This window comes from Niveispirillum irakense DSM 11586, assembly GCF_000429645.1.
Classification (GTDB): Bacteria; Pseudomonadota; Alphaproteobacteria; order Azospirillales; family Azospirillaceae; genus Niveispirillum; species Niveispirillum irakense.
This window is the reverse complement of the sequence record NZ_AUCG01000022.1, coordinates 321,325-347,071: the sequence shown is the minus strand read 5'-3', so window position 1 is coordinate 347,071 and position 25,747 is coordinate 321,325. Positions and strand designations below refer to the sequence as shown.

Annotated in this window: 20 protein-coding genes; 9 read left to right on the top strand and 11 right to left on the bottom strand. The window is 62.3% G+C overall.

Annotated features, from left to right (window positions below):
• Window positions 1-3: 3 nt before the first annotated feature.
• The 6 genes from G473_RS0112100 to G473_RS29270 form a co-directional block, all read right to left on the bottom strand.
• On the bottom strand, window positions 4-2,388 hold the full coding sequence (locus G473_RS0112100; protein WP_051330201.1) for a TonB-dependent siderophore receptor: 2,385 nt from the start codon (window positions 2,386-2,388) through the stop codon (window positions 4-6).
• A 60-nt stretch (window positions 2,389-2,448) separates the two neighbouring features.
• Window positions 2,449-3,432, bottom strand: coding sequence for a FecR family protein (locus tag G473_RS26635; RefSeq protein WP_051330200.1), 984 nt, complete (start codon window positions 3,430-3,432; stop codon window positions 2,449-2,451).
• A gap of 1 nt (window position 3,433) precedes the next feature.
• Window positions 3,434-3,943 carry a sigma-70 family RNA polymerase sigma factor gene (locus G473_RS0112090; protein ID WP_051330199.1) on the bottom strand — a complete coding sequence of 170 codons (510 nt, stop codon included), beginning with the start codon at window positions 3,941-3,943 and terminating at the stop codon, window positions 3,434-3,436.
• Between the two features lie 284 nt (window positions 3,944-4,227).
• Window positions 4,228-6,357, bottom strand: a complete 2,130-nt coding sequence (locus G473_RS0112085) for a TonB-dependent receptor (RefSeq protein ID WP_051330198.1) — start codon at window positions 6,355-6,357, stop codon at window positions 4,228-4,230.
• A gap of 114 nt (window positions 6,358-6,471) precedes the next feature.
• Window positions 6,472-7,284 carry a helix-turn-helix domain-containing protein gene (locus tag G473_RS29275; protein ID WP_210163304.1) on the bottom strand — a complete coding sequence of 271 codons (813 nt, stop codon included), beginning with the start codon at window positions 7,282-7,284 and terminating at the stop codon, window positions 6,472-6,474.
• Window positions 7,285-7,425: 141 nt separating this feature from the next.
• A complete protein-coding gene (locus G473_RS29270; RefSeq protein WP_051330196.1) occupies window positions 7,426-8,319 on the bottom strand; it encodes a helix-turn-helix domain-containing protein in 894 nt (297 codons plus the stop codon).
• 112 nt (window positions 8,320-8,431) lie between these two features.
• Between G473_RS29270 and G473_RS0112070 the strand changes: the two genes are divergently transcribed.
• Together G473_RS0112070 and G473_RS26620 are read left to right on the top strand one after the other, a co-directional pair.
• On the top strand, window positions 8,432-10,498 hold the full coding sequence (locus tag G473_RS0112070; protein WP_084438024.1) for a TonB-dependent receptor: 2,067 nt from the start codon (window positions 8,432-8,434) through the stop codon (window positions 10,496-10,498).
• Window positions 10,498-10,959: a hypothetical protein gene (locus G473_RS26620; protein ID WP_051330195.1), complete on the top strand. Its 462-nt coding sequence runs from the start codon at window positions 10,498-10,500 to the stop codon at window positions 10,957-10,959. The genes G473_RS0112070 and G473_RS26620 overlap by 1 nt, the downstream gene beginning before the upstream one ends.
• Here the strand turns inward: G473_RS26620 and G473_RS0112060 are convergent.
• On the bottom strand, window positions 10,917-11,861 hold the full coding sequence (locus G473_RS0112060) for a helix-turn-helix transcriptional regulator (RefSeq protein WP_051330194.1): 945 nt from the start codon (window positions 11,859-11,861) through the stop codon (window positions 10,917-10,919). The two genes, G473_RS26620 and G473_RS0112060, sit on opposite strands and share 43 nt — an antisense overlap.
• Before the next feature lie 161 nt (window positions 11,862-12,022).
• Here G473_RS0112060 and G473_RS0112055 point away from each other — a divergent pair, with 161 nt between their 5' ends.
• The 7 genes from G473_RS0112055 to G473_RS0112025 all read left to right on the top strand — a co-directional run bounded on the left by G473_RS0112055 (window position 12,023) and on the right by G473_RS0112025 (window position 21,210).
• Window positions 12,023-14,050: a TonB-dependent receptor gene (locus G473_RS0112055; protein ID WP_035706804.1), complete on the top strand. Its 2,028-nt coding sequence runs from the start codon at window positions 12,023-12,025 to the stop codon at window positions 14,048-14,050.
• A 9-nt stretch (window positions 14,051-14,059) separates the two neighbouring features.
• Complete coding sequence (locus G473_RS0112050; protein ID WP_029013302.1) at window positions 14,060-15,088, top strand: methyltransferase; 1,029 nt, start codon at window positions 14,060-14,062, stop codon at window positions 15,086-15,088.
• A complete protein-coding gene (locus tag G473_RS0112045) occupies window positions 15,085-16,347 on the top strand; it encodes an MFS transporter (protein WP_051330221.1) in 1,263 nt (420 codons plus the stop codon). The genes G473_RS0112050 and G473_RS0112045 overlap by 4 nt, the downstream gene beginning before the upstream one ends.
• Before the next feature lie 87 nt (window positions 16,348-16,434).
• Window positions 16,435-17,265, top strand: coding sequence for a helix-turn-helix transcriptional regulator (locus tag G473_RS0112040; RefSeq protein ID WP_084438023.1), 831 nt, complete (start codon window positions 16,435-16,437; stop codon window positions 17,263-17,265).
• A 97-nt stretch (window positions 17,266-17,362) separates the two neighbouring features.
• A complete protein-coding gene (locus tag G473_RS26615; RefSeq protein ID WP_051330193.1) occupies window positions 17,363-19,543 on the top strand; it encodes a TonB-dependent siderophore receptor in 2,181 nt (726 codons plus the stop codon).
• A gap of 3 nt (window positions 19,544-19,546) precedes the next feature.
• Window positions 19,547-19,972 (top strand): cupin domain-containing protein, encoded by a 426-nt coding sequence (locus tag G473_RS29265; RefSeq protein ID WP_051330192.1) that lies wholly within the window; start codon window positions 19,547-19,549, stop codon window positions 19,970-19,972.
• Window positions 19,969-21,210: a RhtX/FptX family siderophore transporter gene (locus tag G473_RS0112025; protein ID WP_210163303.1), complete on the top strand. Its 1,242-nt coding sequence runs from the start codon at window positions 19,969-19,971 to the stop codon at window positions 21,208-21,210. The genes G473_RS29265 and G473_RS0112025 overlap by 4 nt, the downstream gene beginning before the upstream one ends.
• A gap of 82 nt (window positions 21,211-21,292) precedes the next feature.
• Here G473_RS0112025 and G473_RS26605 read toward each other — a convergent pair whose 3' ends face one another.
• Genes G473_RS26605 through G473_RS0112005 form a run of 4 tightly spaced genes read right to left on the bottom strand, consistent with a single transcriptional unit; the run spans window position 21,293 to window position 25,708 of the window.
• Window positions 21,293-22,882 carry a PepSY-associated TM helix domain-containing protein gene (locus G473_RS26605; protein ID WP_035706801.1) on the bottom strand — a complete coding sequence of 530 codons (1,590 nt, stop codon included), beginning with the start codon at window positions 22,880-22,882 and terminating at the stop codon, window positions 21,293-21,295.
• Window positions 22,879-23,184: a hypothetical protein gene (locus G473_RS0112015; protein ID WP_029013298.1), complete on the bottom strand. Its 306-nt coding sequence runs from the start codon at window positions 23,182-23,184 to the stop codon at window positions 22,879-22,881. The genes G473_RS26605 and G473_RS0112015 overlap by 4 nt, the downstream gene beginning before the upstream one ends.
• Complete coding sequence (locus G473_RS0112010; protein ID WP_154667379.1) at window positions 23,181-23,471, bottom strand: hypothetical protein; 291 nt, start codon at window positions 23,469-23,471, stop codon at window positions 23,181-23,183. The genes G473_RS0112015 and G473_RS0112010 overlap by 4 nt, the downstream gene beginning before the upstream one ends.
• The gene (locus G473_RS0112005) at window positions 23,465-25,708 is read right to left on the bottom strand and encodes a TonB-dependent siderophore receptor (protein ID WP_245580050.1); all 2,244 of its coding nucleotides are present in this window, start codon (window positions 25,706-25,708) and stop codon (window positions 23,465-23,467) included. Before G473_RS0112005 ends, G473_RS0112010 begins: the two co-directional genes overlap by 7 nt.
• Window positions 25,709-25,747 lie beyond the last annotated feature (39 nt).

Below are 25,747 nucleotides of genomic sequence, written 5' to 3'. Positions count from 1 at the left end.
GGTTCAGAACTCCGCCGCCAGACCGGCGAATACGGTGCGCGGTGCCCCCACCGCGATACGGTAGGTGCCACCGGACGCCGTGTAATAGCGCTCATCCCAAAGATTCTTGACCCCGCCGGTCAGGCGAACCTGTCGACCTGTGCCCAGCGGCAGATAATACCAAGCCGTTGCATCGGCCACGAGATAGTCACCGATCGAGAAACTGTGCTGGATATCGCCATAGCGCCTGGAGACATAGACGGCCCCCAGCCCCAGGCCCAGACCGCGCAGGGGGCTGTCCTCGTCCTTGATTTCATAGCTGACATAGGCGTTGGCGTTCCAGCGCGGCACATTGGTCGGCAGCTTGCCATCGGTGGCGGCATCGCGGCTGACCACCTCCGCATCGGCATGCCCGACCCCGGCGCGGACATTCAATCCCCGCATGGGCGAGCCGATGACCGCCATTTCCACCCCGCGCGACGTTTGCCCACCCGACAGGAAGGGAACCCCGTTTGAAACCTCCACCAGATTGCTCTGCTTGATGTCGAAATAGGCGGCGGTCAGCAGCAGCCGGTTGTCGAACAGGGCTTTCTTGGCGCCAGCCTCATACATCCGGCCTTCCTGGGCGGGGAAAACCTGGCTGCTGTTCTCATAGAAATTCTGCGGCTGGAACGTGTCGGAATAATTGGCATAGAGCGTCCAGCTTTCCTCCGGTTTATAGGCCAGCGCGCCGGACTTGGTGAATTTGTAGCTGGTGGGATAGGAGAATGCCGTACGGCCCCCGCTGCCGACGATCACCTGATTGGCAAAGTTACCCTTATAGGCTTCCCGTCGAGCGCCAAGAGTCAGGGTCAAGGGCTCGGCCAGTTGGATATCGGCCTGGACATAAGGCCCCCAATCCTCCTGCTTCACCGACCGCTGCGTCCGCTGCACCGGACTGGCCCCGTCATTCACCAGTTTTTCCGATTGCGGATTGAAGGCGGTGCCGAAACTCTGGTTGGCGCCGACATAATTGATCCAGCTTTCCGTCTGCCGACGATATTCCACACCGGCCACCAGCTTGTAGGGTAGGCCCAACGCCCCCTGACCGCGCATCTGCAGGCGACCGAACCGGGTTTCCAGGTCGCGGTCGTCATTGCCCTCTACCCGTCGCACCAGAGTGCCATTGCTGGCGACGGAGCGAACCTCGGTATGCACTTCGTCCGTGTTTTCCGTGTTGGACAACAGTTTCGCTTCCATCTGCCAATCCGGGGCCACCGGTATGGCCAGATCGGCCGATGCCAGATCGTAGCGTGAATCGCGTCGGGCAAAGGGAGCGTCAAGACGCTGCGCGCGGGGGAGGGAAGGTACCTCGCGCAGGCCGCCGCTGACAGGCAGGGTGATAAAGCCGCGGTCCATCGGTCGGTCGTCATCGCCATGCTCATAGGTCAGATTGGCGGTGGCGCCGCTGTCGCCGAACCAGCTGAGGCTGCCATTGGCAAAGCTGCGCTTGGTCTTGCTGTCATTGCGGAATGTATGGCCGTTTTCGTAACTTCCGGTCAGCCGATAGGCGAAGCGGTCCCCGGCAAAGCCGCCTGTGATATCGGCATAGGCCTGGCGCTCCCCCTGATTGCCGGTATTCAGTTCAATCCGGCGATAGTCCTGCAACTGCGGCTTCTTGGTGATGATGTTGACCAGCCCGCCCGGCGTCATCTGGCCGATGTCGGATGTGGGGCCTTTCAGGATTTCCACGCTGGCGACGGTACTGGGATCGACGATGCTGTTGGTCTTCAGCCGCACGCCATCACGGTAGACATCATCGCGGCGGCGGAAGCCACGGATAATGTAATCCTCCCGCGTGCCGCCATAGCCGTCATTGTTCACCACATTGACAGAATAGCGGTAGATCTCGCTCAATTCCCTTATATGCTGGTCGCGCAGCACCTGCTCCGGGATGGCATCGACCGAGCGGGGGGTGTCCAGAATATCCTTTTCAATGCGACTGCCGGCCTGTGGCGTGCGGCTGACATAGCGCGATTCCGGCGTGCCGATGACGACGATTTCCGTATCGGTTTCCGGGGTCGCGCTGGCGACATCCCCACGGGCGGCAATGATGAAGCCGCCGGTCCCGTCTATTCTGGCCTGCCGGTCACTGCCGGCCAGCAACCGGTCCAGTGCGTCCGCCACGCTGTACCGACCGCGCAGCCCCTCGGTGCGGAGATTGCGCACCAGGGCGGGATCGACCGTCACCATCACGCCCGCCTGCCGCCCCAGGCGGGCGATGGCCGCCCCCAGGGAACTGGCGGGAATATCGAATTCCGTCATCGGCGCGGCCACCACCCCTTCAGCCCCGGAAACGGGCGATACGGTACCGGCCAAGGCGACCATGGCAACGGCCCCGCGCAGGGTGGCTTTACGAAAACTGAACATCGGCATCGTCCTTGAAACTAACCCTCTCAGCAAGGGGGACGGACGAACCGGAAAAACGGCTCAGTTTTTTTGTGCGACATCACCCGGTCGAACGGCGACATGGCCATCGGTATCGCGGTCGATATGCAAGCGGGTGGTGCGGGCCAGCCCCTGCAGGGCCTGATCCGTGTCGGTCAATGGGAAGCTGCCCGTCACCCGCAGGCCCCGCAGGGCAGTCGGATCGAAACCGATGGGTTGATCCCGATAACGGTTCAACTCGATCAGTACATCCGCCACCTCCTGGTCATCCACCTCCAGCCACCCCTGTGTCCAGAGGGTGGCGCGGGCAGTATCCACGCGCTTTGGGGCCGTTACCATCCGGGCAGACAGATGCACGCTTTCCCCGGGACCGATATCGCGACAGGGCAGCATATGGGCGGGCGGTGCGGACGCACAGACCCGGACATGGGATTCCACCACCGTGACCAGCGTGCCCCTCGCCTCCCGCCGCACAATAAAGGCCGTGCCCAGGGCGGTTGCGGTGCCTTCCGGGGTTTCGACGATGAAGGGCCGGTCGCGGGCGGGGGCAACCTCTGCCAGGATTTGTCCCTGCCGCAATTGAACCAAGCGCTGCTTCTGCCCCAGTTCCACATCTATCGCACCATCCGTATCCAGCGTCAGGCGACTGCCGTCGGCCAGATCGACCACGCGCTGTTCGCCGGGGGCGGTGCGGTAATCGGCAAACAGGCTGTGTAGCGGCAGCACCTGCCATGCCGCCCAGATGCCAGCAACCAGCAGGGGAAGGGCGGCGGCACCAGCCAAGAGGGGCCGGCGTTGCCGCCGATGCAACAGCCGGTGCAATGCCGCCTTTTCAAATGGTGCTGCCGCCATCCGGTCGTTGAAACCCAGCATCCGGTCCAGAAGGGCCTGATGCTGCGGATCCGCCGCACACCAGGCCCGACAGGCGGCCATCTCGCTTTCCGTAACATCGCCGGCATCAATCATGGCGGCCCACTGGGCCGCCTGATGGATCAGGTCTGCCGATGGGGCGCCCGCCCCCGGCATGTTACGCCCCCTCCATGATCGACAGGCAACTTGCATAGGACAAGGCAATATGTCGCTTGACCGTGGCCAGTGACACGCCCAGCGCCGTCGCCACCTCCTGCTGGCTCAATCCCTCCACCCGGCGGAGCAGAAAGGCCGTGCGGGCCTGTTCCGGCAGGGTATCCAGCAGGCGGGCCACCATATCCAGGAACTGTGCTGCTTCTGCGATACGCTCCGGCGTCAGCAGGTCGGCCTCTCCGTTCTGCAGGGCACAGATATCGGCAATGGCCCGCTCGATCTCCCGCCGGCGGATATCGTCGATCAGCAGACGGCGGGCCACCGTGGCCAGATAGCCACGCGGGCTGGCCAGTGGCGGTAGGCGGGGCTGTTCCAGCAGCCGGCAGAAAGTATCCTGTGTCAGATCGGCGGCCCGGCTGGCACAGCGTGTTCGCAGCCGCAGCCAGTCCCGCAGCCAATGGGCATGGGTGGTATAGAGTTTGCTGATCGCCGCTGCCGCCGCACCCTCCACCACTCCTCATCCCCATATCTACCCGGATCCCCGCACCCGTGCTTAATGGAAATGGAAATTATTCGCAATAACGATACGGTGCGCAGAGCGGACAGACCTTCCGCCTGACCGGAGGCGCCTATGAATGTTTCAACATAGTCGTACCAGGGTTTCAGGTCGGCATAACGGATGGGCCAGTCCATGCCCTGCGCCCCCTTTTGTTGGCGCTGACATCGTGATCGCTCATCCGATAGGTATGATCTTGACGGGACTGTCCGGGCAGGTTTGGCCGGCTCTGCGTGATGGCTTCACCAGCGCCAGCCCAATTCCGCACCGATGACCTGCGGTGCCCCCACCCCGGCATAATAGGTGCCATCATAGCCAAACAGAGAGTTGCTGTAGGCGCTGGTCGTATAATAATGGGTCTTGGTCAGATTTTCCGCATAAAGCCGCAGTGTCCAGCGTTCGCTCTCCCAGCCGAGCTGGGCATTGACCAGCCAATAGGCATCCTGAACGGCGATATTGTCGCCATGCAGCGGTGTGCGTCCGGTGCCATTCACTTCCCCACGCAGGAACAGCCCCTGCCAAGGCCGCCAGCTTGCCGCCAGGGAGGCATCCCATTCCGGCACCAGCTTCACCTTGCGACCTTGAAGGTTGGCCCCTTTGGTGTATTCGCTGTCCACCAATCCGACAGAGGCCATCAGGTCCAGTTCCGGCGTTGGCCGCGCCGTCAGTTCCAGTTCCAGCCCCCACGACCGGATGGCGGCGGCAGATGTGACCATGGTGGTGGAGACGATGCGGCCATTGGCGTCGTAGAGGATGGAATATTCCTGCCAATTATCGGCATCGGTATGGAACAGCGCACCGCCCAGCAGGGCCTTGCCATCCAGAAGGGTCGCCTTGGCCCCCATTTCATAGGTCCATAGCCGTTCCGATCCGTAGCGCGAATAGTCCCCGGCCACACCAAGCCCGGTAGCCGCCAGATTAAAGCCGCCGGGAATCCAGCCCTTGGCGACGGAGGCATAGAGCAGCCAATCGGCATCCGGCTTCCAGTCCAGAGAGACGCGGGGCAACAGGGCCGTGTGTGTATCCTGTAACTGTTCGGCCTGATAGGCGAGGGTGCCCAGCGGACCCAGGTTCAGGCTTCCGGCCTGCTGCCGTTTCTCCCGTTCTGCACGTTCATAGCGCAGGCCGCCCGTCAGCCGCAGGCCGCCGCCCAGGGAGGCTCCGGCCTGCCCGAACAGGGCGCTGTCGCGCGACCAGGTACTTTGCCGGGGTGCCCAACTGTAATCATCCAGATCGCCGGGGCCGATCAGGGTGGACAGGGCCTTGTCACGCCGATCACGGTAATGGTTCAGGCCGACCAGCCATTGCAGCTTAGCTCCATCCTCCGAGGCCAGCCGTGCCTCGAAATTCCAATAGGTCTCATCATCACGATGGCCCCCGGCAGCCCCCGGCATGGCGGTCAAATCCAGGTCGGTGCCCAAGGAGATATCTTTCACATCGCGCCAGGAAGCGCTGACATCCAGTACCGCGCCATCGAACAGGTGATTAAGGTTGGCACCCGCCAGATACTCATCCTCCCGCGTGTGTTTGGGGGCGTCATGTAACAGGCTGTAGCGCCCGGCCTGGCGTCCATCATTGAAGGCGGCGCTGTAATTGCTGTCGTAACGGGTACGATCAATGGGCAGGAACTCCTGTTCGTAAAGGCCGGGTGCCCGCAGCAGGGAGGCGGAGGTGACAAAATCCACCTGTGTCCGGTCGCCCGGCGTCCAGCGCAGCTTGCCCTGCAGGAAGGTCTCGCGCACGTCACCCGGTTCCCCGATGGAGGAGGCGTCATTGCGCACGAAACTATCCGCATCCTCATGCGTGGCGACGAAGGAACCGGTGAGGATGTCCGGGCTGAGGGGACCGGCCAGGGAAAGCCGGCCATTGAAGCCTTCGCCATTGGTGAAGCGGTAACCGCTGCCCGTTGCTTCCGCTTCCAACCTGTCGGAAGGGGAACGGGTGCGCACCACGATCAGCCCGGATTCCGTGTTGGCGCCATACAGCGTGCCCTGCGGGCCGCGCAGCACCTCGATCTGTTCGGCAAAGCCCAAGGCTTGGTCCGATGGCTGGCGATAGGGGATGCCATCAATATAGACGGCAGCGCGGTTGACGATGAACGGGTTGCTCTCAATCCCGCGGATGGTGATGTAGGTGCCGCCAACCTGTCCGATCTGATTGAACTTCACATTGGGCACATAATCATCAATTTGGCGCAGCGTTTCGATCCGGGCGTCATGAATGATGCTTTCTGTGATCACGGTCGCCGCTACTGGCGCGTCGGCCAGCCGCTGCATATGCCGCGATGCCGTCACCACGATTTCATCGATCACAGGATCGGCAATGGTCTGGCCCAGGGCGCTGAGGGGAAAAAGAGTGGTGGTACCCAGCATCAAGGATCCAACCAGCCGTATTCTGGACATCTCTGCCTCCAAATTGCGAATGATTCACAATTAGCGAGGCGCTCCCAGATCGGGCAACGGAACCGTCATGCGCCAGCCGGCATATTATCTGCGGTGGCGGGCGGCCTGGGGCCGCATGCCGAATTGGCGCTGAAAGGCGTTGGAGAAATGGGACGGGGTATAGCCGACATGATAAGCGGCCTGCGCCACCCCCATGCCCTCTTGCAGCAGATGGGCGGCCACCTCCAGACGGCGCTTTGTCACATAAGTGGCGATGGACATGTTGAAGCGCAGGCGGAACGCATCGGTCAATGTGCGAACATTGGTGCCGACCATGCGCGCCAATTCGGCCAGCGAGGGCGGATTGCGCAACCGGTCTTCCAGCATGTCGCGGGCGGTATCGGCCTGGGTGGCCAAGCGTGGGGAAGGCTGCAGCCGCTCGTCTTTGCCGGACAGCCAGGTCCAGACCAGTGCTGTCAATTCCAATACCCGCGCCTGCGCCACCAGCGCGCGGGCACCATCCTGAAACCACGGGTCAATAGGGGCACAAAGCTGGGCAATTAAATGGGGTGGCGGTCTGTTGGTGGCGCGCAGGGGCGCACCGTGGCGGAGTATCGCCTGGATGTCGCCCAGGTGCGGAATTTCTGCGGTAGCATCGACCGGCAGGAAGAAGCCGCAGGATTTTGCCTCGCCCTCCATCATCCGGGTGGAGAAGGCTGGGGCATCGGCCGGGCAAAGCATGGCGGTCAGCCCCGGCCCCGCAAGATCGAAACCGCCCAGACCGCCCTGTGTGGAAAGGCGGGCGATGCCGCATGACAGGTGCAATCCGGCCGGCAGGAAAGGGTTGTAATGGACAGGCACCGTCTGAATTTGATGGGAGTGGTGGAAAGTACCGCCCATTGTCTCAGCAGTCTGCAAATATCCATCCAGACCGCCGGCCTGTGCAACGCGCCTGATGCTCTCGGTTCCCATTGTGATCGCACTGCCTTGCCGGTACGCCAATCCCGGCGCGTTGTGGTTTTATCGTTACTCAGGAATGGTGCTGCTGCCCCGTGCCCTTCATGTCTGGCGGCAGCGGGATGGCTTCGTGCCCCGATAGCGCTGATAGGCAGCGCTGAATTTGCTGGGATTTGTGTATCCAACTGCGGTTGCCGTGGCCGTTACGGACATGCCGTCGCGCAGCAGGGCCTCAGCCTGCGCCATTCTGGCGTTTGTCAGGAACTGGTGCGGCGGCAGGCCGGTTGCGTCCCGGAAAGCCCGGCTGAAACTGGCGGGATCGCGCCCGACCAGGGCGGCCATTGCTGCCACACCCGCCCCTTCTTCCAGATGGGTTGCTATAAACTCTTTGACCTTTATGACCTGGGCAGCCGTCAGGGGCCTGTCGCGCCGCCGTGTGGGCGGATCGCCGGCCAACTCTCCCAAACGGCTGAAAACCCGCCCGATGCAATGATCGAAAAAGTCCCCGGAAAGTCCGTTCACCGCGCTTTCATGCCAAAGGGCGGTCATGATGGCGGTCAGCAAGGGATCGCGATGGATCCGCAACGCCGCCGATGACAGCAGGCGGCGGCTATCGGCAAGGTTCAGCCGTTCATCCAGCCCTTCCGGATCAACGCCGATGGCGATCATCCGGCAGCGGTCCCACCGGACGGTTGCCCCGTCGTCCGGTGGGGAAAGGATCACCGATCCAGGCCGCAACACACCGGACAGGGTTCCCTGGCGTGACTGGCGGCTGATCGGGGCGATGGAGCGGGTACACAGGCCCAGGCTGATATAGCCGGCGGGGGGCAGGTCGCCAGCAAAGCGGGCATAATCCAGCACCGCCATGCGCACCCGCCCATCCGGTGCCATGGCAATCTGTTGCGGGATGACGCCCAGGGCGGCGGCCCGTTGACGGAGCGCATCAAATTCCGCCTGAGCATCCATTTCCAGGTTCGCCTGTGTCGATTTCGACATGATTGGAGCAATTTCCCCAGGAGTGGAGTGGCGGGCATCGCCAGATGCGGTAAGGAAACAATGACTGCGAATTATTCGCAATATCGCATTTCGCGCTCGGGGTATGAGAGAGATGAACCGTTGGATCGCCAGTGTCAGCGCCCTTTCCGTTTTGGCGGGCGTCGTGCCTGTTGTTGCCCAGGAAAATGAGGGCGCTTCTGACATCCCGGAAATCATCGTCACGGCGGAGATGATCCGCCGGTCGCAGATGCTGACGGGCAATAGTGCGGTCATCCTGACGGCCAAGGACATTCAGGATCAGGCGGGGCTTGATACTGTTCGCGATGTACTGGAAACCATCCCCAATATTACCCTGGTGACCGGTACCGGCAAGGCCCCCACCGTGCGCGGCGTGGATGGCACCGGACCGGCGGAAAACGCCAACGCCTTCTTCGCCGGAAGCCGCGCCCGCCTGAATTGGCGCATTGATGGCCGGCCCGCCAGTTACAATGAGGTGGTGTTCGGCGATATCGGTCTGTGGGACATTGACCGTATTGAGGTTCTGCGTGGTCCGCAAAGCACGCTGGTTGGGCGCAATGCCATTGCCGGCACGGTGGTGGTGGACACAATGGACCCGGCCTTCGTTCAGGAAGGGGCGGCCCAGATTGCGGCCGGCAATTATGATCAGCGCCGGGCATCGGCCATGGTCAATCTGCCGCTGGTGGCTGACAGCGTCGCCCTGCGCCTTTCGGCGGATCGCTATCAGCGCGATTCCGTGACCAGCTATGACAGCTATGAAGGGGTGAGCGACCCTGGCCGGGTGAAATCAACCGCGCTGCGCGGCAAGTTGCTGTTCACAGCGCCTTCCGATCCTGATCTGCGCTTACTGGTGACGGGCGCGCATGTCGACCATCGCGGCCCCAATGGCGAGATCATTGTCAGGCCCTTTGCCGACCGTCGCTCCAATTTTCCGCAGCAGCCCGTACATGAGCCGCGCACCAACAGCCTGGGCATGGAGGCTTGGATACCCCTGGCTGATGGCTACAAGCTTGAGATTTCCACCTCTTACACCGATTTCCGCTTCCGTCGCCGGGCTGTTCCCAACAGTTCCAATGCCCGCATCGACACCGACGAATATATCGCCGAACCGCGCCTGCGGTACGAGGCGGCAGATGGCACATCGCTGGTCACCGGCCTCTATCTGTATCGGGCGCGACAGAAGGAGTTTATCGAGTTCATCACGGCCCAGAATTTCCGGGACAATACCGATACGGCCGCCGCCTATGTCGAGGGCCTGCTGCCGGTTAGTGACACGCTCGACCTGACGGCGGGGCTGCGGTACGAGCGGGAGGAGCGTGAACGAAATGGCGGCGATGCTGCCGGTGCCATCGCACGCATCAACTCTGACGCGACATATGATGTCTTCCTGCCCAAGCTGGGGGTGACCTGGCACCCGGATAATCAGATGACCTGGGGCGCGCAGATTTCGCGCGGATATAATGCCGGTGGCGGTGGCATTGCTTTTGCCATCCCCATCGTGAACTATGAATATGGTCCCGAATATGTCTGGACGGCGGAGCTGTTCGGCCGCCAGAAATGGGCGGATGGGAAGATCAGGACAACACAGAACCTGTTCCACTCCCGGTACCGCAACATGCAGTTGCCCTTCGACCTGACGCCCGAAAATACCCATGACGAAGCCTTCGTGGTGCGCAATGCCCCGCGTGTGGAGACGTCAGGCGCGGAACTGGGTATCGAGGGCGCTGTGGTGGATGGCGTTACGGCGCGTGCCCAGCTTGGCCTGTTGCGGACCCGGATCACGCATTACCCAGGTTCCGGCCTGGAGGGGAATGACCTGTTGACAGCCCCGGATGTCACGGCGGGCGGCAGTGTTGAATGGCGGCATGGCGACCTTACCGCGTCGGGTGCCTTGACCTATACCGGTGCCTATTTCACGGATGTCAACAACCGCCCGCGCGGCCGCACCGATGGCCGTATGATCGCCGATATCCAGGCATCCTATGATCTTGGCCGGTTCCGGCTGTTCGGATCGCTGAAGAACCTGTTTGACAGCCGCGCGGCCCTTGCCCGCTATCCCGGTGTCGTGCCGGCCGGCGGCACCGGCGCGGAAAGTGATTATGACAGTGCGGTTCTTGTCCAGCCGCGTACCTTCATGGCGGGTGTGAAGGTGACCTTCTGATGCTGCCCATCCGCACAGAGACGGCGGTCTGGCCCTTGGTCATCGCCGTCTATCATGGACCTGCCTCGCTTGACGATCATCTGGCGCATCTGGCCGAATGGAACCGTTGGTTCGCGCGCGGCCAGCGCTTCATGGTGTTGCGCGTCTTCATGGATGAAGCGGCGCTGGAACAGGCCGACGGCGTCGCCCGCGCGACGAAGCAATGGCTCAGCGATGGGGCAGGGGAGGCCATCCGGGCACAGGTCGACGCCATGGTCAATATCGTGCCGCCATCCGCCTATGCGCGGATGGCGGTGTTGAGTGTGGAGAAGGTCTTTGGCGTAGCGGGCCTGATTGCGGCAGGGCTGCCGGAAGGTCTGGAATGGCTGCGCTCCCACTTTCCCGAATTCGGACAGTGGGAATGTGTAACGACGGTGGTTCAAGATTGTTTGCGCGGGGCCGCCACAGATTTCGGTGGATAACCATAGTAACGCTGAAAGGCGGCGCTGAAACTGGACAGATGCTGATAACCAACCTGATAGGCTACAATGGAAACATGGGGCCCCGTCTCCAGCAACTCATGCGCCTTCCGCATACGGATATCCGTAAGCAAACGATGGGGGCTGGTATTGAACAGCTTCCGGAATCCCTGCTTGAGCGTGAATTCATTGATGCCGACTGTTGCGCATAGCCACGCGACGGTTATGGGTTTGGCATAGTCGCGCATCAGGATGTCGCGGGCATGAAACAGGCGTACTTCCTCATCTTCCCGCAATTTGCCGATCGTCACCGCCTTTGGTTGGAAAGTCCGGGTCTGTTCGGCCAACAGGCCCAAGGCCGCGACCTGAAGATCAAGCAGACTGGCATCGCTTCTATGCAGATGCACCAGTGTATGCGCCAGCCTTTGGGTCGCGACATTATGCAGGCCGAAATGGACGTGCCGTGCGGAATGATCGTCACGAATATCGTCGAGCAAATGGTCCAGATGGTAACGGCAGAGCAGTGCTTCACCCGCGATCAGCCGTAATTGGCGGATCGCGCGGTTTGCCGGAAAGCGGCGTTCCCCCCGAACGCTTGTGAAGGCGGCCAGGGTGCTATGGCCGGCCATGAAATCGAAACGTTGGCCATCATGACTGATGGTGCTGGACTGTCCCTCCAGCCCCAGGGTGATGGTCAGCGAACGGCTTTCCCGTTCCATGCGGCTGCGTTCCAGCAAATCATGCCGGGGACGATATTGGGCATAGGCCAGGGCCAGACTATCATCCAGCCGGCACATGTCGATGGCGCAGTCGCCAGCCTGTTCCGGCAATCGGGAGCGCCACCACAGACCCCGGCCAAGGCGCACCGGTTCGCCGATATCCGTGCTGTCGAGATGATAGGCCATGACTTTCCCCTCGCTCTGGCCTTTCCCGGTCGCCGCGCTTGCTGCGCTCCGGAATGCCAAAGAAACAATCCGGATCACCTAAACAACAAATGATAATCATTCGCAATTCATCTTTATGATCGTCCGTCTGATTGCACCTCCTTTTTCTGTCGAGCCTGCACATGAAACACGCACTCAGTACGGTCCATCGCGCCATCCTGCTGGCCTTGCCCGGCCTTCTGCCGGCGACGGCGGTGATGGCTGAAATTGCTGTCGACGTTACCAAGGTGGAGAACGCCCCGGACGGATTGCCAGCGATCATCGTCACGGCAGACAAGATTGCCCGCCCGCTGGAGGATGTTCCGGCCAGCGTGGCGGTCATCGCCGGGCAGGATCTGGAACAATCCCACATCACCGGTATGGAAAAGCTGGAGGGACGTGTTCCGGGACTGTCATTCCAGCCATTCGGCCAGGCTGGCCTGAACGCGCCGGTCATGCGTGGGTTGACAGCGAATTTTAACGCCTTCTCCACCTCCACGCTGCTGCTGGTCGATGGTGTACCGCAGCATACGGCGCAGGGCTTTGAGGATGCGATGATCGATGTGGATCGCATCGAGATTTTGCGCGGCCCGCAATCCACCCTCTATGGCCGCAATGCCGAAGCGGGTGTGATCGCCATTTACAGCCTGCCGATGGATAAAACACCGCGCGCCAGCGTCTCCGCTGAACTGGGCAGTCGGGACAAGCGCGCCGCCCGCCTGTCGCTCAGCCAGCCTCTGGTCGAGGACAGGCTTTATGCCAGCCTGTCCGGCTCCTGGCTGAAGCAGGATGGTTTCATTTCCAATATCAATACCGGCGGGAAAGCCGATGATCGGGAGAGGCGCAACCTGAAATTCGGGCTGCGCTGGACGCCCAGCGCCGTCACCGATCTGGTTCTGCGCTATGCCTTCCAGGATTATGATGACGGCGCGGCCTTGTGGGGGCCCCCGACGGCGCCGCGGGAACAGGTTGCGTCGGGCACGGATAGCTGGAACCGGTCCAAGGGCCATTCACTGTCGCTCAACGCTTCGCACCTGTTCGATAATGGGCTTCGGTTGCGGTCCATCACGGCCTGGAGCGATTTCAACGACGATATCCAGCAGGATACGGATTTCATGCCGGCGGATATCACCCATATCCGCCGCGATCATGACCTGCGCACGCTTTCGCAGGAATTCCGGCTGGAGGACAGGCTGGGGGCGGCGGACTGGCTGGCGGGCCTCTATGTGGATCGCCATGACAATGATCTTCACAATGTCGGGCGGCGGATGATGCTGGTGGAAGATCTGCGGGCCGATCTGGACAGCCGGGCAATGGCCCTGTTCACCCATTGGAACGTACCGCTGTCTGATCGCTGGACGCTTGCCGCCGGTGCGCGGGTGGAGCGGACCCGCGTGAAAATCGAGCCCAAAGGGGCCCCAAGCCAGGACCGGGACTGGACCCAACTGACGCCCAAGCTGGCGCTGCATCACCAATTCTCTGCCGAGCATCAATGGTATGCCAGCGTCAGCCGGGGCGTGCGGTCCGGTGGTTTCAATGCCTTGTCGGCCGCATCCAACTTTGCGGCTTTCCAGCCGGAGGATAACTGGTCCTATGAAACGGGCTTCAAAGGCTGGGCCTGGGGAAAGCGCCTGCGCTATGCAACGGCGGCTTATATCATGGATATCAAGGATATGCAGGTGCTGCAGATGCCCATGCCAGGTTTCATGTATATCACCAGTGCCGCCACGGCGACATCGAAAGGGCTGGAAGCGGACCTTGACTATCTACTGGGCGACGGCTGGCAGCTTAGGGCCGGCATCTCTTGGAACCGCACCCGCTTTGACCGGTTCCGCGATGGTGCGGCGGATTATGCCGGCAATGCCAATCCCTTTGTGCCGGCGCTGACCGGCCATGTCGGCCTGCGATATGACGCCCCGGAGGGTTGGTACGCAGAGGCCAGCATGGTGGGTGCCGGCAAAGTCAATCTTGATGCCGCCAACCAGTACCGCCGCAACGGCTACCATGTGATTAACATGGTGGCGGGATATAGGATCGGTGACTGGGAAATCTCCGGATATATCAACAATCTGTCGGAAAAAACCTATGATGCCGTCGGGTATCAGAACGGCTTTGTCACGGTCTATAGCCTGCCGCGCGAAGCGGGCTTGCGCCTGATCTGGCGGATGTGAGGTGACACCATGAATTTCCATACCCCCCATCCTTTGCAACCTTTCTGGAACATCGCTGCCGCCCCTCTCCAGGTTCAGGCGCTGGAACAGGCGCTGTCGCTCGGTCTGTTTGACATGTTGCAGCAAGCGGCCACCGCCGACCATGTTGCCCGGCAGTGCCAGTTGGACCCGACAGCCACCGGTCTCTGGCTGGACCTGTTATGGAGCATGGAACTGCTGACGCGACATCATCTGGCCGATGCGCCCGAGACGCCGCACTACCGAACCGCGCCCTTGGCCCTGCGCTATCTCCACACCGCTTCGGAAGAGAATTGCGCACAGGCATGGTTGTATCGCGCCCGTTTTCTGACGCGTTTCGCCGGTCAATGGGAAACGCTGCTGCGTCAAGGGTTCGACATGCGTGGCGAGGCGGCGCCAAAGGGCAGTTGGGCCCAGGCGGCACGCGAGCAGATCGGGCAGGAACAGCGCGCCGTCACGGTACCGGCGGTGCTGCGCCTTCTGGAGATGCTGCCGGCCCTGCCGCAGACAGGGCGTCTGCTTGATCTGGGTGCCGGCCCCGGTCATGTCGGCATTGCCCTGGCGCAGCGCCTGACCGGGTGGCAGGGGGTGCTGTGTGATCAGCCGGAAACGGCTATGGTGGCGCAGGAAAATATTGACAAGGCTAGCCTGGCGGATCGTCTCCAGGCTCTGGGGTGCGATCTGAACACGGACATGCCGGGTGGTGGCTACGACCTTATCTGGTGTTCGGCTGTGCTGCATTTTCTGCGCGATCCGCAGGAGGCTGTGCGCAAGGCGGCGAATGCATTGAATGCCGGCGGCCTGCTGGTGTTGGCCCATGCCGAACAGACCGATGATCCAGGCGTGGCGGCACGGGTGCTGCCCTTCTATGGCACCGTGGCCTTGCGCGGCAACCCATTGCCCCGTCCAGGGGCGGTTGCCGCGATGATGAAGGCAGCGGGGCTGCACGAAATCCAATCCCTGGGGCGGATCGATTTTCCCATGGCACCGGTGTGGCTGCATGTGGGGAGGTGCGCGTGACCCTTCCCCACGAGGCGGCAGCACGTTCCTGGTGGCCGCAGCAACTTCTCATCGGCTGGTTCAATCTGGTCCTGACGGCCCCCATTATCTACCTGTTCGTTGGTCTTCCGCTGGTCATGCGTCAGCAGGGCTGGAGCGGGACGGAGATTGGGCTGCTGCAACTGGCGGGATTGCCGGCCATCTTGAAATTCCTGCTCGCCACACCTTTGGATCGCTGGCGGCTGGGCCGGCTGAACTATCGCAACTGGGCCCTGGTGCTGGGGGTGGGATATGTGCTGGTGCTGGGGTTGCTGGCGGCAACGGATCTTTCCGGGACCCCGTATGCGGTGCTGTTTACCCTGGCTATGGCGGCCAGCTTGCTGGGAACCTGGGCTGATATTCCGGTGAATGCGCTGGCCATCCGCATTTTGCCGCCGCCGGAACGTATTCGGGCGGGCACCATTCGGTCTGGGGCCGCCTCCCTGGCTGCCATCCTGGGGGGTGGGCTGATGCTGGTGCTGCAGGCGCGGCTGGGCTGGGCGTGGCCATTCCTGCTGATGGCGGGGGCCATCCTGTCCAGCCTGCTTCTGCTGCGCTGGATTGCGCCGGGTGAGGAGGAGGGGGGCGACCCACCCGGCACACAGGTCACTCGCGCCGGATTGCGGGAGTGGATCGGTTACTTCCATATTGCCCAACATCGGGTCTGGGCGCTGCTGCTGCTGTTTTATTTTCCGGCCATTGGTGCTGCGTGGATCTACATGAAACCCTTGATGCTGGATCAGGGCTTCGCACAGGAACAGATCGCCTGGAGCATCGGCGTCGCTGGCGGCCTGATCGCCGCCATTGCCAGCATGGTTGCGGGCCCTGTCATCCGGGTAATTGGTCCCCGAACAGCGTTGCCACTGTTCGCAGGGCTGAACCTGCTGACCATGGTGACGTTGACCGTTGTGGTGTCGGCTTTCCCCGGCAGCGGGGCGTTGATGGCAGCTTCTCTCGCCCTGGCATTGGTCATGGGGGCCAGCGCCGGCCTGTTGTTCGGGTTGATGATGAACCACGCGCGACCGTCTCTGGCGGCGCTTGATTATGGCTTGCAATCCAGCCTGTTCATCTCCGCCCGGACAATGGCCCCTCTGATGGCCGGTATCCTGCTGGATTGGCTTGGCTATCTCTGGATGCTGACAGGCCTTGCTGTCGGCCTGGGCTTGGTTGTTCTGTTGGCCTGGTTCAGCCGTGACCGCATTTTCATTCACCCCCACGCCAGCGGAGGGACCGGGTCTTGAACGGTCGTCTTATCGCTGCATGGCAATTGACTGGTGTTGGAATCATGATCAAATAATAATGATTGTCATTCGCTATCGGCCACTATCATGAACAGCCTTCCTCCCTGGTCGATGTCCGTCAGTCCGCAGATGCGAATTGCCGCTGGCACCTTCACGCCCGATGAAGGTGCAACGGATAGCGAAGCGGTGCCGCCAGGCTTGAAATTGGCCTTCCTTCTGGAAGGGATGCTGGATTTGAATCTCGGGGATGGTCGTGCTTTGTCGATCGCAGGTAGAAGCCTCAGCCTGTTCCTGGGGCGAGGGGAATGGCGCCTGGACCATTATTTTCCCACCCAGCCGACATTGCGTTATCTGACCCTGCACCTGGATGCGGACATGGTGGAAGATGTATTGATGCCGCTGCGGGGCGATGGCGTGGATTACAAGTCCGCAGCCCCGTCCCCCGCCATGGAAGCACTGGTCCGGCAGATGTTGCTCCCGCCGCTCCCCGGTATTGCCGGGCGGCTTTATCTTGCGGGAAAGGGGTTGGAACTGGCCGGGCTGGCCCTGGACAAGCTGTATCGGCAGCGATCCTCTGCGTCCCCCTGTTTGCTGAGCCCGGCGGAGGTGCAGCGGCTGCGGCAGTTGCGGGAGTTGTTGGATGCCAATCCATTGGCCGGGAATAATCTGGCGCAACTAGCCCGGCTAGCAGCACTGAACCAGCGCAAGATGACCGATGGGTTCCGGCAATTGTTCGGCTGTACCATCGCCGAACATATCCGTAACCGCCGGCTGGTGGCGGCGCGCAACATGCTGGAACAGGGGGCCAGTGTGACACAGGCGGCAGACGCGGCGGGCTACACGTTGGCCCATTTTACCCACGCCTTCCGCCGTCATTTTGGCTTCAACCCCGGCCGATTGTGCCTGAAGGCCTGCTGAAAATCACAAATCTTCCTCCCGCCGCCGCAAAGACAGCGGCGATGCATCCGCCTATACGAGCACCTGATAATCATTCGCATATCAGGGGTTTGTCGCGATGCTTTCCCGCCATCCATATCGGTTTCAGTCCAACCGCTGGTCGCTTGCCGCCTGTCTTTGTCTGGTGATGGCATCACCAGGGCTGGCAGCCGATCCGCAAGCAAACGATGCGGAGCAGAACCAGACGGTGGAGGAGATTGTGGTGACAGCGGCCTTCGCGCGGGGGGCCGCGGTGGCCACCAAGCTGCCCATGCCGCTGTCGGAAACGCCGCAAACCATCAGCATCATTGACCGTGACCGGCTGGATCAGCAGGCGCTGGTCAACCTGGATGAGGTGATGGCCAATGTGCCGGGGATTACCGTCCAGCCCGGAACCCGGCTTCGCACGGCCTATTACGCGCGTGGCTTTGTCATCGACACGTTGAATTTCGACGGTATCCCCACCTCTGGCTGGAACGAGGCGGTGAATACGGAGGATATGGCGATTTATGACAGCGTGGAGGTGTTGCGCGGGGCAGCCGGCCTGATGCAGGGCAGTGGCAACCCGTCCGGCACCATCAATCTGGTGCGCAAGCGACCGGCGCGTGAACTGGCCGCCACGGTCGGCCTGATGCTGGGGAGTTGGGACAATCGCCGCATCGACGCGGATGTCAGCTTGCTGATCACGACGGATGGCAGCCTGCGGGGCCGGTTGGTCGGTGTGGCGGAGGAGCGGGATTTTTATTACGGCATCCATCGGCGCAAATATCTGGGCTATGGCACGCTTGAATGGAGCCTGAGCCCGGATACGGTGCTGGCGGCCACCATCAAAAAGCAGGATGTCGAAGATGATGGCGCTTTCATGGGCACCCCACTTTATAGTGACGGCTCCCCCCTGGACATTCCCCTGTCCCGTCGGCTCCATGCCGACTGGTCCCGGCGGGAATGGAACAATACCCAGGCCTTTGTCGAACTGAAACACCGGTTCTGGGATGATTGGGAGGCGAAGGTCGCTTTTTCCCATATCGCCGGTGACAGTCTGCTGGATTATGCCTCGGCCTATGGCGCGGTGAACAAGGCGACTGGAACAGGGCCGATCCTTTACGGCGGCGCCTATGATTTCGATAATGAGGAGACCGACCTGGATGGCTATGTCTCCGGCGGCTTCAACCTGGCGGGCCGCCGGCACCAGTTGGTGCTGGGGGCGAATTACTGGGACGGCGATACCAGCCAGATCTCCTACAGCCTGCCGGGGCTGATGCAGCCGCTGAACCTGTTCGCGGAGAATCCGGTGACAACACCGGCACCGGCTGATCGTACCTTTGCCGGTCGCCAGGATACCGGCACGCGCCAATATGGTGGTTACGGCGTGCTGCGGTTCAGCCTGGCCGACCCTTTGAACCTGATCCTGGGTGGGCGGCTTAGCTCATGGCGGACGAAAACTGACCGGCAGGCGAACGTGGGCGGGCCACTGGTGCCGACCGGCGACTATAAGATCGACAATGAATTCACTCCTTATGGCGGTCTGGTCTGGAAGGTGGGGGGGCCGTTCAGTCTGTATGGCTCCTATGCCGCCATCTTCACGCCGCAGAATTACCTGACCGCCGACGGTCGGGTAATCGACCCGATGACCGGTTCCAACTACGAGGCCGGCGTGAAAGCCGATTGGTTCCAGGGGCGCTTGAACGCGTCGGCAGCCCTGTTCCGGGTGATCCAGAATAACCGGGCCCAATTGGATCCGAGCTATCCCTGCGTCACAGGGGCCACCTGCTATTATGTTGCCGAAGGCAAGGTGCGCAGCCAGGGTTTTGATACCGGTATCGAAGGTAAGCTGACGCCGGACTGGAGCCTGCAGGCCGGATACACCTTCACTGAAACGGAATATTTGCGGGACCGGACCGCGACGGGAGCGGCAAGCAGCAACGAGGGGCAGGCTTTCTCCAGCTTCACGCCAAAGCACATGTTGCGCCTATGGAGCCATTACCACCTGCCGGTGCTGGAGAGGCGCCTGGGTGTTGGGGCGGGTGTCAACTGGCAAAGCCGCTTTTATGCCAAATCCGGTACGCTGGTCTTGAACCAGGGTGCCTATGCCACCGTCAACCTGCGCGCCGATTATACGGTTTTGGAAAATGTGTCATTGGGATTGAACGTCAACAACCTGTTCGACAAACGCTATTTCGCAACCCTCAGCAGCACGGCCTGGAACAACTGGTATGGCGATCCGCGCAATGTGATGCTGAGCCTGCGGGTGGGGCTGTGACCCATGACGGCCACCATCTTTGATCCGCTTTCCCACCTGCTTTTGCTGGAGGGGTGTGGTGCCAGTCTGCTGCCCCGCGACACGCAGGCATGGCGACGGGTGAACAGGGGCAACGGTCGCGTCTTTGGCGTCAAACAGGCTGTTGATCCCGCTGATCTGCACCCTGACCAATGGGAAATGCACCCGCATGGCGATGAGCTATTGCTGTTGATCGACGGCGTTATCGACCTGATCACCAGCGATGGCCGCAATGAACAACGCCAACTTCTGCAAAAGGGGCAGGCTGTCTTGATACGGCAGGGGACCTGGCATCGGCTGCTGTTACTGGCACCGTCGACGCTGGCCTTCCTTTCACCCGTCAGAGGCACTCGGCGGCACCCGCTGGGCAAACCCTGGCCCGCCATGGCCCCTGCCGCAAGGAAACGATGATGTTATCGCCTGATGCCCGTCCTTCGCGGCACCCGTTCTTTCTGTTTACGTTGATTGCCTGCCTCTACACGGCCCAGGGGGTGCCGATGGGATTGGCGGTTGAGGCGCTGCCCAATCTGCTGCGGCGCGACGGGGTGCCGCTGGCCAGCCTTTCGTTCCTGCCACTGATCGGACTTCCTTGGATTGCCAAAGTGTTGTGGGCGCCCTGGCTGGATAATCACTGGTCACGCCGGCTGGGCCGGCGGCGCAGTTGGATATTGCCGATGCAGGCGATTGTCGCCCTCTCCCTGCTGGCTCTGGCCCTGCTTGGGATCCGGGTGGAGACAACGCCGGTGGCTGTCGGTCTGCTGATCCTGGCGGCCCTGGCCAGCGCCACGCAGGACACGGCAACCGACGGGTTGGCGGCCGAACATATCCCCGCCCATCTGCTGCCCTACGCCAATGGGGTGCAGGTTGCCTGCACTATGATCGGCTTCTTCATCGGTGGTGCCGGCATGTTGATCGTCAGCGGGCTGGCGGGCGCGCGTGCGGGGTTGCTGACCATGACAGCCCTGGTGCTGGCGGGATTGTTGCTGGCCCTGGTCTGGCGTGAACCGGCCCGTGAGGTGGCGGGGGGCCTGGCTGCCACGCGCCCGCCCGCCAGCCTGCGCCGTTTCCTGCGGCGCCCTAGCGCCTGGATGGTGCTTACCATAGCGCTGGTGACTGCTGTCGCAGCCAGTGCCGGCTTCAACCTGTCCAAATTGCTGCTGGTTGATCGCGGCTGGCCGCTGGAAAAGATCGGTCAACTGGGCATGTCCGGCGGGATTGTGACCGTCACCCTTGGCTGTGGGGGCGGCGCCCTGCTGGTGGCGAGGTTCGGGGTGTACCGGGTACTGGCGGGGGGGCTGATCTGCGCGGCGGCAAGCATCCTGCTATTGTGGCTGTTTACGACTATGGACGGGGTGGTCGGGGCTACCGCCCTGGTCTGGCCAGCCACATTGCTGGGTGCGCTTGGCAGTGGTGGTGCCTCGGTTGCCGCCATGACGCTGGCCATGCGGTTCGCCGCCGGGGACGATCAGAGTGGCACCGACATGACGGCAGTGCAAAGTAGCCGCGATCTGGGGGAGATCGCCACCGCGTCAGCCGCCATGGCCCTTGCCGGGGTTGCAGGTTATGGCACTGCGTTAGCGGTGGCGGCCCTGATTCCGCTGCTGGGCATCGTACTGCTGTTTCGCCGGCCATTGCCGGCACACGGGTGAGTATGCGGGCCTCCCGCCCGGTTCTCTTGCCAATCACGGCGGCTGCGGTGGGGCAGGCTGGCATTGTCGCCAATGGGAAGGTTCATCCCGCCGACAGGCTGACCCCTGTACCCCACACGCTGTCCCTGGGGCCAGTGCGCCAGCGCCGCCGCGCCGCCTGGGACACCATGGCCAGCATGGCGGCCAGACAAAGCCCGACCAGATCGATCAGCATCAGGCTGGGCGGCTGGTCCCAGTTGCCGCCCGCAGTCAAGCCGGCCAACGGGATTGTCAGCATGGCAAGGCAGGCAACCAGGGGCAGTTCCCATCCGGCGCGTGCCGCACCGCGCCAGAGGGCCCAGGCGGTGCAGGCCAGGAACAGGGCGTGATAGATCAGACTGTGCATCCCCAAGGTTGCCCCATCCCCAAGCCAGCGCGCCGCCGCCACAGTAACTGCGATGCCGGCCACGCATCCCACCGGCACACCCACGGTCAGGGCGGCCAGGATGCGGGTGGCGCGGGTCTGTTCCACCGCACCGCCCTTGCGTTCCCGCCGGCGCCGCGATTCCACCCACAGCAGATTGCCGCTATAGAATAGAAAGGCCCCCGCCAGCCCCAGCAGGAAATAGGCCCAGCGAACCGGCGTGCCGCCGAAGCTGCCATAATGCAGGGCAAAGAAGCTGGTGACGCTGGCCGACCAGCCATCCTGGCGGCCCGGCATGTAATCCACCGACATCACCTTGCCGGTGACCGGGTCGGCTGTCACCAGACCATAGAGCGGGGTACGGATATTGTAATCCGGATCGCCGCTGCTGACCCGCACCACGGCCCGACCATTGGGCAGATGGGCATAGGCCAGTTGGACGGGCTGGAATTCCGGCACCTGGGTGCGGATTTGTGCCAGCAAATCCAGCGGGGGCAGGGCAGAGGGTGCGGCACCCTGCGCCGGTGCCGGCCCCATCGCCGCCCGCACCGGCCCGCCAGATTTGTCGAAGGCGATGCCCTGCGCCATATAGAACTGGTCGTGAAAGGCAAAGACGACAGCGGTCAGCGCCATGATGATGTGGAAGGGAAGGCTGAACAGCCCCACCACATTATGCGCATCCAGCCACATGCGCTTCAAGTTGCGCCCGGTCCGCAGGATGAACAAATCCTTCACCAGACTGGGCAGCAGCACGATCAGCCCGGAAACCATCGCCACGACATACAGCAAAGCCACCACCCCCATGATGGGCATGGCGATTTCATGATCCAGCGGCAGCCCCACCTGACGATGCAGATCGTCGATGAACTGTGCTACCGGGGAGGGCCCCCGGGTTTCCACCTGCAATTCCCCGCCGGGCGTCAGGCTGGCATAATGGATGGTGCCGCCGCCATGCTCGGCCTCTTCCGCATCTTCCGCCACAACCCAGGAGATGCGGGCCGGATGGGTGGGGTCGATCACCAGATTGACGGTATAGCTGGCGGCCGCTTCCGGGTGGGCCGCCAGCACCTTGGCCAGCAGATCGGGTGTCTGTTCCAGCGCGGGGGCCGGGGCCAGCCGCGTCGGCGGTGAGGCCCATTGCTGCAAGGGGCCTTCAAACATGGTGATGGCACCAGCGTAGAAGGCGATGAACAGGGCCAGGCCGGAAATGATGCCGACCCAGCCATGGATCTCCTTGTACATCCTCAGAATATCGGTTGGCAGCTTCATAGCCGCAGCCCTCCCAGCAGCGCGGTCAGGCCCCAGACGGCCAGGTTGGCCAGAAACAACCAACCCCAGGCCTGCAGGCTTGACCGGAACAGAAAACAGAAGGACAGGATCAGCCCCCAGACGGGGGCCATCAGCCACATGGAAAGCTGACCACGGGCCGAGAAGAAGGGCAGGCCCCCATTCACCAGCACCCGGAGCAAACCCGCCAGCCCCAGTGCCAGGAAGAAACCCAGGACCAGCCCCGCCATGGTTTTACCGAACCAGTCGCGGCTGGAAAGCGGGCGTTTGGTGATGGCGGTCATGGCCGTTCCTCCCGTGGCCGGCACCACCATGCTGCGGCCAGCGGGGCCACCGACCAGACCAGCATGGCCAGAGTAACAGCGGTAAAGACGGCGTTAGCCGGGCGCATGCTGGCCAGTAGCAGCACAAGCCCCGCGATCAGCAGAAGGGCACCGATCCAGCCGGCCAGCTTCCGCCGCTTTGCGTTGCCCATCAGTGGCTGGTTGGGCGACGCCAGATAAACCAGCATAGCCCCCAGCAGGGTGGCCGCATCCCCTGCGGCCACCATCATCGGTTCCACGCTTACCATTTGTACTGAACCCGCGCAGTTACGGTGCGGCCCTGGCCGGCATAGCAGCCAGCGGCGATACAACTGGCGACATAGCGCTTGTCCGCCACATTCGCCGCATTCACGGATGTCGACCAGCCGGCCAGTGACGGGTCACGGTCCCCGAAATCATAGCGCAGGAACAGGTCATAAAGCGTATAGGCCGGGATCTTCAGCGTGTTGGCCGTATCACCGTAGGAGACGCCCGTATAGCGCATACCGCCGCCAACGCCGATGCCCGCCAGTGCTCCTTCGTCGAAATGCTGATCGACGAACAGGGACGCCATCCAGTTGGGCAACTGGATCAGTTTGTTGCCCAACTGGCGAGCCGTGTTGGTTTTCGTGATTTCGCCATCGCTGCGGGTCAGGGTGCCGATCACGGCCATGCCCCAGGGCAGAATGGCCTTGCCTTCCAGTTCCAGCCCCCGGACCCGGCCTTCACCCGTCTGCACCTGACAGACAGAGATGCCGCACAGCGTTCCATTCGGGTCGGGGGTGACGATGTTCTGCTGGGTGACCTGATAGGCACCGAGGGTGACATAGATGTTGTTGCCGCTCTGATAGCGCAGCCCGGCCTCATATTGCTGGCCCGTGGTGGGCACGAATGGCTTGGCACCTTCCACCTGCGATACGGAGGGATCGCGGTTCGACACCATGGGCTGGAAGCTCTCGGAATACGAGAAATAGGGGGCGAAGCCATTGTCGAACAGCCAGACGGCCCCCGCGCGCCAGGTGAAGGCGTCGCTCTTGGTTTTCAGATGCGTGCCGGTGGTGGGGTTGCGCGTATCGTCTTCCGCCCAATCCTGACGGCCACCCAGTGTCAGACGTAGTTGACCGATCTTCACCTGATCCTGCACATAGACACCGGCCTGATGGCTGGTGGTGGCGCTGTCGATCACGGTGGACAGATTATCGGCAAAGCCGGTTGTCCCCCGCGGCACGGGTTTGAAGATATTCAACATGGGCCGCACCAGACTGGACTTGACCAGCGAATAGGTATGTTCCCATTCGGTGCGGAAATAATCGACCCCGCCCAGCAGCGTATGTTCCACCGTACCGGTGGCGAACCGCGCTTCAAGCTGGGTATCGGTGGCGATGCCGTCGGATTTCCCATCCCCCTGCACGGCGCGGCGGTTCAACGTCTGCCCGGCAACGCAGCCGGTAATGGCGGCGGTGCAGGTGGTCAGCGTATTGCCCGACGGCACGACACCCCGATACAGAATGTCCAGATGCATGTAGCGGGAATTGTTGCGGATGGTCAGATTGTCGGTCAGATCATGCTGGAACAGCGACGCCACCAGATACTGGTTGCGGTCATATTTGTTCCAGTCCGGTTCCCCCAGATAGGTGCTGTTATCCATATGCCGGCCATTGCTGGCGTAAAGCGTGCCCAGGGCTGGCAGGAACTGAAAACTGGAACCCCCCTCATCGCGCTGATACTGGCCGATCAGGGTCCAACTGGTGCGGTCTGTCGGTGTCCAGGTCAGGCTGGGGGAAAAATAGTATCGGTCGGTCTTCACCCCATCGATCTGCGTGTTGCCCGACCGGGCCAATGCCACGAAACGGCCGGCGAGGGTGCCTTCCTCGTTCAACCGGTTGCCCACATCAATGCCGGCCTGGCCATTCCACTGCGACAGGCCGGTATAGCCGATGCCTTGCAGCAGGAATTCCCCATGCGGGGTAAAAGTGGGCCTCTTGCTTACCACATTCACCACGCCGCCCGGTGCCGATTGGCCATAGAGCGCGCCGGAGGGGCCTTTCAGTACTTCGATCCGGTCAAGGGCGAAACTGTCAAAGGCGGGACGGATCCAGGTGCCTTCACCGCCGGCAGCCGTGCGCAGACCATCGACAAAATTGTTGTTGGAGGAAAAGCCGGCTGCCCCGAAGCCGCGCACCGACACCTCATCCACCCGGCTGTCCACGCCAGAGGGGGCTGCTTGTACACCGGCGGTGTAAGACAGGGCCTCGGCGATGGTGGCGGCGGCGCGGCGGTCGATCTCTTCCCGGCTGATGACGGAAATCTGCTGTGGGGATTCAATGACCGGCGTGTCGGTCTTGGTGGTGGCTGTTGCCTTGGACAGACCGGTGGCGACGACCACGATTTCCTCGACATCCGGGCGGGCCGCAACCTGTTCGGCCATGGCCATCGGGGCGAGGGCGCCGACGGCAATGGCGATTGCAGCGGCGGAAAGGCCTTGGAGCCTTGAACTGACGAGCAAGAAAACCCCCGAAGTGCGGATGACAGACCGGCGCACCTC